Annotated in this window: 7 protein-coding genes and 1 riboswitch; of the genes, 1 reads left to right on the top strand and 6 read right to left on the bottom strand. The window is 33.2% G+C overall.

Annotated features, from left to right (window positions below):
* Window position 1: 1 nt before the first annotated feature.
* The 5 genes from B5D15_RS02515 to B5D15_RS02500 all read right to left on the bottom strand — a co-directional run bounded on the left by B5D15_RS02515 (window position 2) and on the right by B5D15_RS02500 (window position 4,915).
* Window positions 2–1,393 carry a pyruvate carboxylase subunit B gene (locus B5D15_RS02515; RefSeq protein ID WP_078695535.1) on the bottom strand — a complete coding sequence of 464 codons (1,392 nt, stop codon included), beginning with the start codon at window positions 1,391–1,393 and terminating at the stop codon, window positions 2–4.
* Between the two features lie 13 nt (window positions 1,394–1,406).
* Window positions 1,407–1,541: a hypothetical protein gene (locus B5D15_RS15745; RefSeq protein ID WP_278305442.1), complete on the bottom strand. Its 135-nt coding sequence runs from the start codon at window positions 1,539–1,541 to the stop codon at window positions 1,407–1,409.
* Between the two features lie 24 nt (window positions 1,542–1,565).
* Window positions 1,566–2,687, bottom strand: a complete 1,122-nt coding sequence (locus B5D15_RS02510; RefSeq protein WP_078695534.1) for a sodium ion-translocating decarboxylase subunit beta — start codon at window positions 2,685–2,687, stop codon at window positions 1,566–1,568.
* Window positions 2,688–2,777: 90 nt separating this feature from the next.
* The gene (locus tag B5D15_RS02505; protein ID WP_179122161.1) at window positions 2,778–3,695 is read right to left on the bottom strand and encodes an alpha/beta hydrolase; all 918 of its coding nucleotides are present in this window, start codon (window positions 3,693–3,695) and stop codon (window positions 2,778–2,780) included.
* Window positions 3,696–3,793: 98 nt separating this feature from the next.
* Window positions 3,794–4,915 (bottom strand): phosphodiester glycosidase family protein, encoded by a 1,122-nt coding sequence (locus tag B5D15_RS02500; RefSeq protein WP_078695532.1) that lies wholly within the window; start codon window positions 4,913–4,915, stop codon window positions 3,794–3,796.
* A 202-nt stretch (window positions 4,916–5,117) separates the two neighbouring features.
* Window positions 5,118–5,293: riboswitch (Lysine riboswitch) on the top strand.
* A gap of 110 nt (window positions 5,294–5,403) precedes the next feature.
* On the opposite strand from B5D15_RS02500, the gene B5D15_RS02495 reads away from it, so the two are divergent.
* On the top strand, window positions 5,404–7,149 hold the full coding sequence (locus B5D15_RS02495) for a Na+/H+ antiporter NhaC family protein (protein WP_078695531.1): 1,746 nt from the start codon (window positions 5,404–5,406) through the stop codon (window positions 7,147–7,149).
* A gap of 88 nt (window positions 7,150–7,237) precedes the next feature.
* Here B5D15_RS02495 and B5D15_RS02490 read toward each other — a convergent pair whose 3' ends face one another.
* Window positions 7,238–14,473 carry an isopeptide-forming domain-containing fimbrial protein gene (locus B5D15_RS02490; RefSeq protein ID WP_078695530.1) on the bottom strand — a complete coding sequence of 2,412 codons (7,236 nt, stop codon included), beginning with the start codon at window positions 14,471–14,473 and terminating at the stop codon, window positions 7,238–7,240.
* Window positions 14,474–14,492: the final 19 nt, after the last annotated feature.

The following is a 14,492-nucleotide window of genomic DNA, read 5'->3' as shown; positions in this document are numbered from 1 at the left end:
CCTATTGGTGTGCTTTTATGGCATAGTGTATAGTCTTTTTGTTTTCTAAACCCTTTTCATCATATTTATATTTTAAGAAAGTTTCTCCGGTCTGAGGGAATAGAAGATATGTCAATATATCTTCATCAGTTCTGACAAATTGAGGAGGACTATTTTTAATTTTTTCAATTATAGGTGCTAACGTATCAGCATATCGTAATTTAATAGGTTCTTCATTTCCTAATATCTTTCTCTTTAAATCTTCATTGATTTTTCCTGGAGGATTCCCATATTCACCTCTTACATAGGATTTAACTTCTTTTAAAATAACTTTATATTTTTCTCCCGATAAAACATTAGCTGCAGCTTGAGTTCCCACCATTTGGCTCATTGGGGTAACAAGAGGAGGATATCCCAATTCAGCTCTAACATTAGGTATTTCCTTTAAAACATCATCTAATTTTTCAAGACAGTTTTGTTCTTTAAGCTGAGAAATAAGGTTAGATAACATTCCTCCAGGTACCTGATATATAAGTGCCATAGAATCAACTCCAAGAACATAGGGATTTAATATTTTATGGTCTAAAAATTTATCCCTTATATCTTTAAAATGTGAGCTTATCTTTTTTAATATCTCTTCATTTAAACTTAAATTATAACCGTATTCTTTTAAGATATAATAAAAGGTTTCCGTTGGAGGCTGTGATGTTCCTCCTGAGAAGGGTGATATAGCTGTGTCAATACCATCGCATCCTGCTTCCACAGCCTTTAATAGGGACATGGGACCAAGCATAGTAGTGCAGTGGGTATGAAGGAAAATAGGAATTCTTATGTATTCCTTTAAAGCTTTTACTATCTCAAAAGCTTTAAAGGGGCTTAAAATTCCTGCCATGTCTTTAATACATATTGAATCTACGCCCATGTCTTCAAGCTGTTTTGCAAGTTTTACAAAGTTTTCTGTATTGTGTATTGGACTTATTGTATATACAATAGTGCCTTGTGCATGAGCTTTCATTTTTATTGTTTCATCAACTGCAGTTTTAATATTTCTAAAGTCGTTAAGAGCATCAAATATTCTTATAATATCTATACCATTTTCAACAGATTTATCTATAAAAAGCCGAACAACATCATCAGGATAATGCTTATATCCTAAAAGATTTTGACCACGAAGGAGCATCTGAAGCTTTGTCTTTTTTACTACTCTTTTTATTTTTCTTAGTCTTTCCCAAGGGTCTTCTTTTAAATATCTCAAACAGGCATCAAAAACTGCACCGCCCCAGCACTCTAAAGAATAGTATCCTGCTTCATCAAGAAATCCTAATATATTTTCAAAATCCTCAAAAGGAAGTCTTGTTGCAATTAAAGATTGGTTTGCATCTCTTAAAACCGTTTCAGTTATTTTTATGTCCATATTATCACATCCTTTATTTGGCTTTTGATAATAATATAATTATTATGTAGAAAATTATCATAACAATTAAAATACCAAGCATAGCTTTTAAGGATATATTTAAAGCTCTGTAGAAATTTAAAAGTGATTCCTGCGAAATAATATTCATTTTTATTCCTCCGAAAGTTAGAGTCTATTTAACAAGGGATAGTATTAAACCACCCGCTATTATTGAACCTATTTGTCCTGCAACGTTTGCACTGATTGAATACATCAAAAGAAAATTTGTAGGATCTTCTTTAAGCGCTAATTTATGAACGACTCTTGCTGACATAGGAAAGGCTGAAATTCCAGAAGCTCCTATCATAGGATTAATTTTGTTTTTTAAAAAAATATTTAAGAACTTTGCAAATAAAACTCCTCCTGCTGTATCGAGTATAAATGCAATAAGTCCCATGATAATTATTAAAATAGTATAAGGACTTAAAAATTTATCAGCTGTCATAGTTGAAGAAATAGTAAGCCCAAGAAGAATTGTTACTATGTTTGAAAGTTCCTTTTGTGCAGCTTCTGATAACCTGTTTAAAACGCCGCATTCTCTTAATAGATTTCCAAACATTAAAAAACCTATAAGAGGCACTGAAACAGGAGCAATAAGGCCTGAGATTATTGTAACTATTATTGGAAATAGAATTTTTGCAGCTTTTGAAACTTCTCTATTTTCTATTGCCATTTTAATTTTTCGTTCCTCTTTTGATGTAAGAAGTTTTATAACAGGAGGCTGGATTATTGGAACAAGGGACATATAGGAATAGGCTGCAACGGATATAGCACCTAAAAGCTCCCTTGCAAATTTTGAGGCAACTATAATAGATGTTGGACCATCAGCTGCTCCTATTATTCCGATTGAAGCAGCCTGCTTTAAACTAAATCCTAAAAGGGTAGCTATACACATTGTAAGAAAGATACCAAACTGTGCAGCTGCACCAAATAAGAGCATAATGGGATTTTGAAGAATAGGAGTAAAATCAATCATAGCACCAACTGATATAAATATAAGAAGAGGGAATAACTCATTAATTATACCTATTTCAAAAAGAACGGATAATATTCCTTCCTGCCTTTCTCCATTTATTAATTGGTTTATTGCAGAGGATAAAGGAAGGTTAACAAGTATGCATCCAAATCCCATAGGGAGAAGGAGGGCAGGTTCATAGTCCTTTTTTATAGCAAGGTATATTAATATTCCTCCTATTATTATCATAATGATTTGTTTTATAGTTATAGATGTTATTCCTGCAAGAAGCTGCTCCATATAATCCTCCATATATTTATAAATATTTTTAGTTTTATATTGTGCTATATTTTATTTTTTAAACATAAAAAAACCGGCATTTATCCGGTTTTATATTACATTAATGTTTTTTAAGAAACTTTCCACTTTTTCCTCATATTCTTTCATATTTTTAAGATAAGCCTGTGCATGAGCAGCATTTGGAGCAATGTATAAAAGGTCATGAGGACCTTTTTTCATATCATACATCTTTTTACTCATGTAAGTTGGAACGTAATCATCTAATTCTCCATGTACGAACATAATTGGAATATTTACTTTGCTTATATGTTTTAATGCACTGACATCAGAAAATCTCCAGCCTTTTCTAATTTTAGTAGCAAAACTTGCAAGTTTAACTATAGGTAAATATTTAATATGATATTCCCTTGAAAGACGATATTTAAACAATTCTTCTAAATCGCAGTAGCCGCAGTCTTCTATAGCAAAGGTTATTCTATCATCTATACCTATAGTTTCAAGTAAAACTCCAGAACCCATAGATTCGCCGTGAAGCCCTATTATCGTTCCTTTTCCGAACTTTTTTCCCACCCAGTCGATACATGCCTTTAAATCATATTTTTCATAGTAGCCGAAGGATGTGTCACTTCCACCGCTAAGACCATGATTTCTATGGTCATATATTAAAACTGCAAAACCTCTTTTTAAAAATATTTCCATGTATTTTATTGAACCATTAAGGCTCCAAGTAATGCCGTGGCAGAATATCATAACTTTTTTAGCACCGTTATTTGGGAAAAATATTCCATGAAGCTTATAGCCGTAGGGTGAATCTATATAAACCTCTTCTTTTTCAAGACTATTATAAAATTCTTCTTTAAAATCTCCATTTTCAACTGAACGGCTAAAGGTATAATCATAGGTCTGAGTTTTTGGGAAAATTACTACATTTGAGAAAAAATACCCTGCATAGATGTTTAATATAACTATCAATGCAATAATACAGATAATAATTGTGCTTTGAGACATAAACATACCCCCAGTATAAAATTAAATCTACTAATATTTTACTATCAAGTACAAATATTAACAATACTTAGAAATTTTATTTATACTGAGGGTTACAATTATTTTCTTTTTACTAAAAAAGCATTAGGAAGAAGCCTTCCAACCTTTGATGGGGATGAACATTTTGTTATAATATTTCCATCATAGGTCATTATTGAAGAAGAACCTCCATCGCATGCACCGGCTGTTACTGCACAATAGGATAACATAACATTTGCACAGTCTTCCATAGTTGCACCAAGGCTGTGTCCAGGCTGTCTTCCATCTATTATAAGAAAAATTACAACTCCATCTTCTCTTTGACCAACTATGGTTCTTGGCTGAAGTCCCCAACCTGCAGAACCTTTTATAATTTTTTCACCATTAACAATTAATGCAGGAGAGAACTGTGCACCATCACGAATATTATATTTATCCCAATCATCAATTGCACCTACAACAAGCCTATTATTTTTATCAAAGGCTACAACTCCATAAATCTTTGTATATTTCCCCCAACTCTCTCCATTTGAATAGGTTAACCCAACTACGCTACCACCGCTGCCTTTACCATTTGGATCGTTAAAGCCGCTTGCATTTATTCCAAGAATGGAATCATACATATCTAAATAGTCGAGTATATACCTGCCTTGTTTACCTTTTTTATCTGTAAATCCTATAAAGACTCTTGAAGGATCATCTATAAGTGCGACTTTGCCTTCAAAAGTTTTACCTTTAACCTTAGATATTAATATTCCTTGGTCTATATCATTTATAAATATTTCATTACCAGCATAATCTAAATCGCCAACCTGAAGATTTCCCTGTCTTAAGATATCATTTTTAATTGGGGCAGAGTTTTGCTCAGAACTGTTTATTTTTGTAACAGATATTATTTTAGAATTTGTTACTTTGCTGCTCATTACCTTTTTTATAAGCTTATCAGGGAAAAATAAAGTTGCAAGCCACTTATGGTCAGCTGTTGTCATAGCCGTTTCGATATAAATGTTTCTAAGGTCTTTAATATATGGTAAATCTAAAAAGGCAACACTTATATAACAGGAAAATAAAAGAATGAGTAATAAGAAAAACTTAGCAATTCTTTTTTTTCTTCTTTTCTTTCTCTTTTCTAATTCTAAAAGTCTCTTTTGCTTACGAGTTAGAACAAGAAATTCATTATTATTTAAAGATAAATTAGTCATTTTATCACCTGCAGTTATTATGATTAAATAATCAAATCCATTCTCCGGTGCCAGGCACCGGAGAAACTTTTCTTTTACTATTTTATTTTAAAAGAACATATATAGCAATAAAATTTTCAAAAAAGTTATATATTTATTTTAAAATATAATATAAAACTATTGATTTTTAAAAAAATAAATTGTATAATTATAAAAACTGAAAATTGGTGATAGAGGTGCGGTATTTAAGAGTACTGTTGCTAAGGCAAGCACGATGAGGCTTCAGGAAAGGAGATTCCGCCGAAGCATACAGCTGATGCTTTAAGGCTGTATAGCTGGTTCTGTATAGAATATATGCAGGACTGTCACAAATTTTATTTGTGGAGAGCTATCATTCAAAGACAGGCATGCTTATGTGTGTTTGTGCCCTTGAGTGAATTCTCAGGGGCTTTTTTGTTTTGATGGTCTCTCCTCCGCAGATTAAATTATTTTTATTAAGGGGGAGAAAAATGAAAAGAAAAAACAAAGTTCTCATCTTTACAATCTTATTTTTACTTTTATCTGTGACTTTAGCATTTGCAGAGGGTAATCCTGCTGCTGAAAATGCACAAAAGTTTGGAGTTTTAACGCTTCTTCCGCCTCTTGTTTCAATAGTACTTGCTTTTATAACTAAAAACGTTGTTTTATCACTGACCCTTGGAGTACTTTCAGGAACTTTTCTATTAAATATAAGCGGAAACAATGTTTTTAATGCACTATTCCAGGCTTTTCTAATGTTTGTTGGAAGAATACTATCAAGCCTTGCTGATCCTTGGAATGCAGGTATTATACTTCAATGTCTTGCAATTGGAGGGCTTATAGCTTTAGTATCTAAAATGGGAGGAGCAAGGGCAATTGCTGAAAGCCTTGCTAAAAAAGCTAAAACACCCTCAAGTGCACAGCTTATAACATGGCTTTTGGGTATACTTGTCTTCTTCGATGACTATGCAAACTCTCTTATTGTTGGTCCTATTATGAGACCTGTTACAGATAAACTTAAAATATCAAGAGAAAAGCTTGCATTCATAGTTGATGCAACAGCAGCACCTATTGCTGGTATTGCTCTTATATCAACTTGGGTAGGATATGAGATAAGCTTAATTAAAGATGCTTATGCTGGAATTGGGCAGGATGTAAATGCCTATGGTATATTTGTATCAACAATACCTTACAGATTTTATAATATATTAATTTTAATGTTTATAGCATTTACTGCACTTTTTTTAAGGGAATTTGGACCTATGCTTAAAGCTGAAAGAAGAGCAAGACTTGAGGGAAAGGTATTGTCAGATGATGCAAAGCCTATGGTTTCAGCTGAAGCTACAGGCCTTGAGCCAAAAGAAGGAATAAAATTAAGCATTTGGAATGCTGTAATTCCAATAGGAGTTTTGATTATAGGTGCCTTTGCAGGATTTTATTACAATGGATATAATGCGATTATGGCAGGAGAAGATAAGGAACTTATAAATCTATTGACAACTGCTCCAGCATCCTTTAATGCTATAAGAGAAGCCTTTGGTGCATCAGATGCCAGTGTTGTTCTCTTTCAGTCTGCACTCTTTGCCTGCATAGTTGCTATGATTATGGGAATATCTAAGAAGATGTTTAGTTTAAATGAAGCAATTGACACATGGATTCAGGGTATGAAATCCCTTATCATAACAGGGGTTATACTTCTTCTTGCTTGGTCACTTAGCGGAGTTATAAAGGAGCTTGGAACAGCAAGATTTTTAACTTCAATATTATCTGATGCTATTCCAAAGTTTTCACTTCCGTCAATTATATTTATAATGGGTTCTATAATATCCTTTGCAACAGGTACTTCCTATGGAACTATGGGAATATTAATGCCTCTTGCAATACCACTTGCATACGCTATATCCCCTGACCAGTCTTATGTTGTAATGTGTGCTGGGGCAGTTTTAACCGGGGCAATATTTGGTGACCACTGCTCACCTATATCCGATACAACGATATTATCTTCAATGGGTTCAGCCTGCGACCATATGGATCATACTAAGACTCAGCTTTGGTATTCAGTTTCTATTGCAATAGTAACAGTAATATTTGGATATATACCAGTAGGACTTGGAATTCCTGTTTATGTTGTTTTACCTTTAGCAATTGCTATAACAGGTCTTATGGTATACTTTGTTGGAAAACCAGTTGAAGAGGCTGTTTTAGAAAAGGTTATAGAAGCCCCTGTTGAAGAATAAAATATTTATACTGTAAAAAGTTTTTATAGATTAAAAGTAGTGCCTATAATACTGCTAAGATTTACAGCATATTATAGGCACTTAAATTTTATTCCTTTTCTTTAAGTTCAATTATCTTTTTTATAGAAACTCCTCTTTTCCCTGATGCTTTATTATCTATTCTCACAGTATTAGAGATAATACCTTCAAATACATAAGGTGATTGATTTGAAAGTTTGAAGGATAGTGAGCTTAAATTATCAATAAATCCAGAGGCTCTTTTTAATATTTGCATCTTAAATATAAATGTCTTTTCAGAGCTTACATCAATGGAATCTATATTTATTAAAATGGTTCCATCCTTATCTTCTCCTGTGTGAATTAAAATACCCTCTGCATATATAGTTTCTATAAACTTCAAATCTGGTGATAGAATATCCTTTACATTAACGCTGTAAATTTTGTTTGGACCGCTGTTTTTAACTATAAGTTTATATTCTACAAATTCCTGAAGGGAACCTGTTATATTATTTGTAGTAAAATCCTGTGGGGAGTCTGCTTTTTTCTGCTGCTTTACAAGGCTTATGTTGCTGTCTGTTACGTATATATATGTGCAGGAACAAATACCTAAGGATTTTTCATAAGGTGTAAAATACCACTCACCAGAAGCATAATTATACTGTGCATCAAGCTGGGTTATGGGGTCTATTATTGCAGAGGTTATTTTAACATCGAATTCATAATTAAAGTTTTCATCTTCAAATTCAGCATAGTAGTAGGGTACAACTGGGAATACTACCTTTTGTGCATCAACCTCAACAGGTTCTATAGGCATTCCCATAAGGGTAGCATTTCCCAAGTAGGTTTGACCTATAGGAAGAAAATCCGTAAACTGTCCGTTGTATATACTGGTTCCCTTAGGGAGGGTAAAGGTTACTGTATATCTTATTATCCCATTTAGTGATGTGTAATAAATATTAGAAGTTTTTACTGCTTTTATTTCAGGGAAAAGCTGCACTACAATGTTTGTTTTGTTGTTAATAAAAGTTATTGGTGTTGTATTATTTGTACTGTATTCAAATAATGCAGAATCATTTGTAGAGTTTCCAGCGGGTATTCCACCTACAACTTTAACTTGGAAGGTTAATATAAAAGCTGTATTTATTGGAATTTCATCTATTATCCATTTTATTTTTTGTGTAGATGAATCATAGCTTACTGTACCATATTGAGCATCATAAATTCCTGTATATTCAAAGTAGGATGATATAATATCCTCTACAATAACGTTATAAGCTGTGGAGGAGCCCAAATTATGAGCAACAAGCCTGAATTCAATTATATCATCGGCATTTACAGAAATCATATCTTCTGTATAACCTGTTCCTTTAGTAATGTTTCTCTGACTCTTTGGAATAAAAACATAAGGTCTTGTAACTTCAACATTTAGTGATGCAGTTTTTAGAGGGCCAACTGTTCCTTTATCATCAATAATATTAGTTGCTGTAACATTGTTTGTCTGAGTTTCGGTAAAAGGTGGTGAGTTATTACCTTCAAGAACTCTAACGTTAAAGGATAACACAACTGTTTTTTCCTCATAAGATGCATCTATTTCAGGTATGTTAAAAATTATTTCATTATCTAAAAGGTGTGGTTCTATTATAGTTGAATCATATTGTGCTGGACCGACATAAACCTGCTTTAAAGGAAGAGTATCCTTTATAATTATGTCCTTTGCCTTTGTTCCAAGGGGAACTTTTATCTCAATATAGTAGGTGAAAACATCTCCAACTTTTACAGTATTTGATGAGGCGTATTTAGTAATTAATATATCGCTTAAAACTACATAAACGATATTTGAATATAAAGGTCCGTATACTACAATAGGATCTGCATCTTTTATGCTGAATTCAGCATAAAAGATGTTTGCAATTCTATAACCTGAAAGCCCTATTTTATTAATCTTAAGTGCTATTATAGCTTTATATTCTGTATCGGAAGGCAATATACCAACATTCCAAGTAATTGTATCTAAAGAAAAATTAATTGTTCCAGTATCTATATATATAACTTCAATAAAATCATAAATTGAATCAAGTATATCAGATACTATTACATTTGATAAATCGTAGCTGTTAGGATTTTGTATTTTAAGTTCATAATAGATTATATCTAAAAAGTCAGCATTTATATCTGATGTAACAAAAGGTGATAAAGGATTTTTAGTATAGTTTTTCTGGGATTTTGTTAGATTAATATTAGCATTTGAAACATAAACTACTACACTGCTGCTCTCTTCAGGTCCTGACGGCCCTAATGGAGTGTATTTCCAATTTAGTGTAACGTTATTTGTCTGAGCCTCTTGTGGTGGGGATATAATGCTGTCTACAGAAGCTTTAAACTTATATTCAATTATTACTGTATCAGATGTTGCATCTATTTCTGTTTCAACTGGAATGTCTAATGTTATAGCACCAAGGGGGACATCATTTTTAGTCAGGCTGTAGGGAATATAGGACTGCTGACTTAGAAGAGTGTCGTTTATTTCTACATCATATATTTTAACTCCCTTTGGTACTGTAACATTTATTGTATATTCTATGATATCGCCTACTAAAGCGGAAGTTTTATCTGCTGTTTTTGTAATCTGAGGATAAGCATAATTTAGTTGAACAATGTTGGAATACTCAGGGCCTAAGGTTACAGGATTTATTGTGTTTGTATCATAATATGTTTCAGATTTGTTTTGTACTGCCTGACCAGGGGTTGGTGATGAATTTATTATACATGAAAATATAAGGATTTGGGTCTCATTAACTAAAAGGTCAAAACCGCTCCAGGTAACTGTTCCATCAGGTGCTGGTGTGGTTGGATGATTAACAGTTCCAACAGGAGTTCCAATTACAGAATCAAAGGTTAAAAATGATGATAAATCATCTGTTGTAACTACATTTATTGCAGTAGATGCCCCATTGTTTGTAATATTTATTTTGTATTGTATTTCATCTCCTGAAGCAATATCCAAAAGTGCATCCTTTGTAAAATCCCCTCCTTTTGTTGCATTTCTTTGAAGCTTTTCAACTATTAAGTGGGGACTTTTAACTGTTATATCCTTTGAAGTATAAATAACAGGTGAAGATGGGCCAGTTAAGCTTAAGTTCCAAACTGCTGATACATTATTTGTCTGGGTTTCAAAGTAAGGATAAGAAGTTTTACCATCAATAATTTTTGTTTTTAATGTATAAGTTAATAAAGCAGGGCCTATAACAGGGTTTGTGGTTTCTGTATAAGTCAGCATATTTCCAATTAATGTATAAGGAGCATGGTTAAAGCTTACAAATTGCTGCTTTATTGGGAATACATCGGTTATTTTAAGATTATAAGCAATAATACCATCAGGAATAGGAATGGTTATAGTATAGGTAATTTCATCACCAATTTTAGCTTGGGTTATGTCAGCATTTTTTTGTATTGTAAGAGGTGGTATGTTAATTACTGTTGTATTTGAAGATGCATTATAGGTTACAGGGTTTACATCATTGGAATCATAGGTAGAATCGGCTTTATTAGTTATAGAACTTGATGCTGCAATTGGAGATATTATTTTAACAGAAAATTCTAAAGTAGCAGTTGTTCCGTTATTTAATACAGGTATAGTCCATGTAATCTTTTTGGGAGGACCAGATGTATAGTTAAAACTACCATGGGATATTGATATTAAAGATTGATAAATAAATTTATCACTCAGTATATCATCAAGTATTATGTTATATGCAGGCGATGCCCCATTTGAATCTATAGTTATCTTAAAGTAAATTATATCCTCAGGGTTTGCACTTATTGGATTTTGTGTATAATCTCCTGCCTTTGTATAGTTTTTCTGCTCCTTTTTTATAATTATATTTGGTGCTCTTACAGTAATATTAAGATTTGAGGTTCTATTTCTGACGTATCCTCCACCAGGTTCTATTGCCCAGTCTATTCTCGACTGGTTCTGCTGCGTCTGTGTAAAGGGAGGATTGTGATTTCCTGATGTTACACGTGCTTTGAATTTATATATTAAAGTTTTTGTGTCAGGATAAGCAAAAAGGTCGGGATTAATTGGGAAGGTTATTGTCTGCCCTGAAATTGTGGGAACAACTGTAACTATAGACCCCCCATCCTCTTGTCTTGTTGCAGGGCCTAAATAAATCTGACCTGATGGAAGGGTATCCCTTACCCTTAAGGAATAGGCATAGGTTCCATAGGGTATTGTTATTGTAAGGGTATACTCTAAATCATCACCTATTTCTGCAAGTAAAAGGGACGAAGTTTTCTTTAGAGTAAGATTTGGAGATACTATGTTTACTGTATTTGAATTGCCGCTGTAGGTTTTGCCGTAGCCGTTGGTATTTGTATTATATATAAAACTTGCTGTATTTGGTGTCTGGCTGTTTGCGGCAAAACCAGGCAGAGTTAAAACTCTAAAGGTTAGTGTAGCAGACTGCCCCTGATTTAAGGTTGGGATAGACCATGTTATATTATTCATAGCTATTGAAGGGGTTCCAAGAGTTGCACTAAAACTTCCTATTACAAAGCTAAAAAGAGGATTTAAAGCATCGGTAATAACAGAATCATAGGCAGGGACAAGTCCATTATTAGTTACTGTAATTCTGTATTCAATAATATCCCCAATGCTAAAGGAAAGATTTACAGTTCTAAAACTATTATTTAATGTATAATTTCTCTGCTCCTTAAGAGCTGTTAGATTTGGAGTTTTTACAATTAAATTTTCTGATGTAATTTCTGGGATAGCATGGGTTCCAATGCTATCTATATCCCATTCCACCTTTGCACTGTTTATTTGATTTTCACTATAGGGAGGAATATGGGAAGCATCTATAACTCTTATATCAAAGGAATAAAGTAAAGTTACCTCATTTAAAGTAGCATCTATATAAGGTATAGTCGGGAATACAACATTAGGAGGAGTAACAGTAGGACTTATTGGTGCTCCGTTTAATGTTGCATTTCCAACATAAACCTGCTGAGGAGTTTTATATGTGTCGGTAACCTTAATATTATATGCAACAGTTCCCTTTGGTATTTTAACCTCAAGTATATAGGTTGCAATATCTCCAATCCTTACAAAAGGAGGAGCAATGGTTTTTTTAATGCTTAGCCTTTTTGTTTTTAAAGCTGTAGAAGCAGTAAAAGGTCCTAAAGGATATTGATAGGACTTATCATATTGTGAATAGGGGCTTGTTAAGTAAGCTGAGTTAATATAAAGCTGCCCGCTGACAACGGATGAAGTTACAAGTACATCGTAAGTTAAGGTTAAAGAATCATTAGGGCCAAGTTTTTTAATAAGCATAGAAACGTTTTGACCTATAAAGGTGGGAGCATCATATATTCCAGTTCCTGTAACAGTATAAGAGCCGTTATATATAAGTCCGTTTGGTATTACATCATTAAGAGTCATCATAAAGGCATCAGTAGTTATGTTTTCACCATTTTGAGGATTTTCTATTTTAATAGTATAGGTATATACTTCACCTGCTTGTATAGCGTTTATATTTGGACCGTTTACAGTTTTGCTGAATTTTATATTTGGCATTCCAAATTTTACTTCAACCTGATCTCTGTCGCTGTAGCTTAAACTTTCAGAATTTCTTGCTGCAAGTTTTGATAGGTTATTTCTAACTCCCATGAAGGTATCACTTTTAACAGGTACTTTAAATGTAGCAGTCCAGTATTTCCCTCCAGGGATGTTTCCAAGGCTCCACCTTATACCGTTTGGAGATACAGTATATGGGGTAAAAAGTCCGCTTAAATTTCCTCCATAGGTTATAGAAAGAGGTATTAAAGGGCCCATATTTAAAGGAGCGTATTCATCTACTTCAACGTTAAGCTGAGTAGATTGTATTGCCTGGGCATCATATTTAATATAAAATTCAACTAAATCCAATGGAGATGCTATGTTAAATGGCTTTAAAGTCCCATCATTATAGTAATAAGCAAGAACCTTTTTTTCTATAAATGGCTTTTTAATAGTTAAAGTTACAGATGAATTATCGGGCGTTTCTTTTAGTGATGATGAGTTTAATCCATCTATATTTACTTTGTTTGTTAATGAGTCATTTGCTGCCACGGGGTTTGTATTTATATAATTGCTTAAGGTTATTGAAGAGAAAGTAATGCTTCCAGTGCTTCCTGCAGCTAAATTTCCTAAATTCCATATAATTGTTGTGGTGCCATTGGGATTTACTGTAACTGATGAGGGAGGAATGCTCCCTGAGCCTGAAATGTACTGCATTCCATCGGGTAGAGTATCTTCTATAACAACTGAATTTGTATTGTTATATTGATTAACTTTATAATCTAAAGTGAAATTGTTATAAGTTCCAACATCTGTAATATTAGATGAAACTGATTTATCTATTGTTATATCCATTGCAAGGGTTGTTAAATTTGAAGTAACAGGTCCTGACAGACCATCTAAAATAGCAGTATTTATTAAAGGGGTTTTGTGGGGAATTTTTTGTCCGCTGTTTTCAATACAGTTTTGGGTATATTTATCCCATATAGCACAATCAAAATTTATTGTAGTTATACTTCCTGCAGATAAAGTTTTACTTCCCCAGTCTATTATTGTATAGTTGCTGCAAGGGGCAGGAGGAGAAGGAACTATTATACTTGGTGATAAAAAACTTAAAGCATCTGTTCCTGAGGCAGTTAAATTTCCAAGGTATCTTACACCGTTTGGAAGGTTATCAATAAGGGTAATATTTGATGCTTCACGGGTATTGTTATCAAGAATAAGGGTATAGGTAAAGGGCCATCTTGAAGATGGGGATGGAATAAGGCCAGCTCCCTTAGGCATTTTTGAAGGGCCTTTTTTAATAAGATTATACCTTAAGGGAACTATACTGCTTATTGATGTTTTGCTTATTTTTATATTACCGCTATCCTCATCGCCTCTTGGAAGAGTATCTACTGTTGCCGTAGAGGTAATATTAGGTACAGGTATATCAAAGGGTACAGGAAGGAGTGTGTTTCTAAAATATTCATCGGATTTTATTTCAACTGTAATGCTGTAGTTTATCTCATTTGGTGCTAAATCCTTTATGTTTATCCAGTTTAATGTTATTGTACCGTCTAAATTGTTTGTAATTTGTGTTGGGGCTATGCTGCTTGATACAAAGGAAAAACCATCAGGAATAATAAGATTTGCAGTAAGATTATAGGCCCTGTCTAAAGTGCTGATATTTGAAAAACTTAAAGAAAGAGAAGAACTTTTACCAAGCACTATTTTTAAAGGGGAAGGAGACTGGCTAATTAAAAAATCCGCTGGAATAATTGGCATTATATCCTCCTTAAAAAGT

Source organism: Caloramator quimbayensis (assembly GCF_900167605.1).
GTDB classification, from domain to species: domain Bacteria; phylum Bacillota; class Clostridia; order Clostridiales; family Caloramatoraceae; genus Caloramator_B; species Caloramator_B quimbayensis.
The sequence above is the reverse complement of the archived record's forward strand: the minus strand, read 5'-3'. Positions and strand labels throughout refer to the sequence as shown.

Bases quoted from the DNA above. Each gene is read 5' to 3' on its own strand.
- B5D15_RS02490 (WP_078695530.1), bottom strand. From the start codon at position 14,473: ATGCCAATTATTCCAGCGGATTTTTTAATTAGCCAGTCTCCTTCCCCT.
- B5D15_RS02505 (WP_179122161.1), bottom strand. From the start codon at position 3,695: ATGTCTCAAAGCACAATTATTATCTGTATTATTGCATTGATAGTTATA.
- B5D15_RS02500 (WP_078695532.1), bottom strand. From the start codon at position 4,915: ATGACTAATTTATCTTTAAATAATAATGAATTTCTTGTTCTAACTCGT.
- B5D15_RS02510 (WP_078695534.1), bottom strand. From the start codon at position 2,687: ATGGAGCAGCTTCTTGCAGGAATAACATCTATAACTATAAAACAAATC.
- B5D15_RS02515 (WP_078695535.1), bottom strand. From the start codon at position 1,393: ATGGACATAAAAATAACTGAAACGGTTTTAAGAGATGCAAACCAATCT.
- B5D15_RS15745 (WP_278305442.1), bottom strand. From the start codon at position 1,541: ATGAATATTATTTCGCAGGAATCACTTTTAAATTTCTACAGAGCTTTA.
- B5D15_RS02495 (WP_078695531.1), top strand. From the start codon at position 5,404: ATGAAAAGAAAAAACAAAGTTCTCATCTTTACAATCTTATTTTTACTT.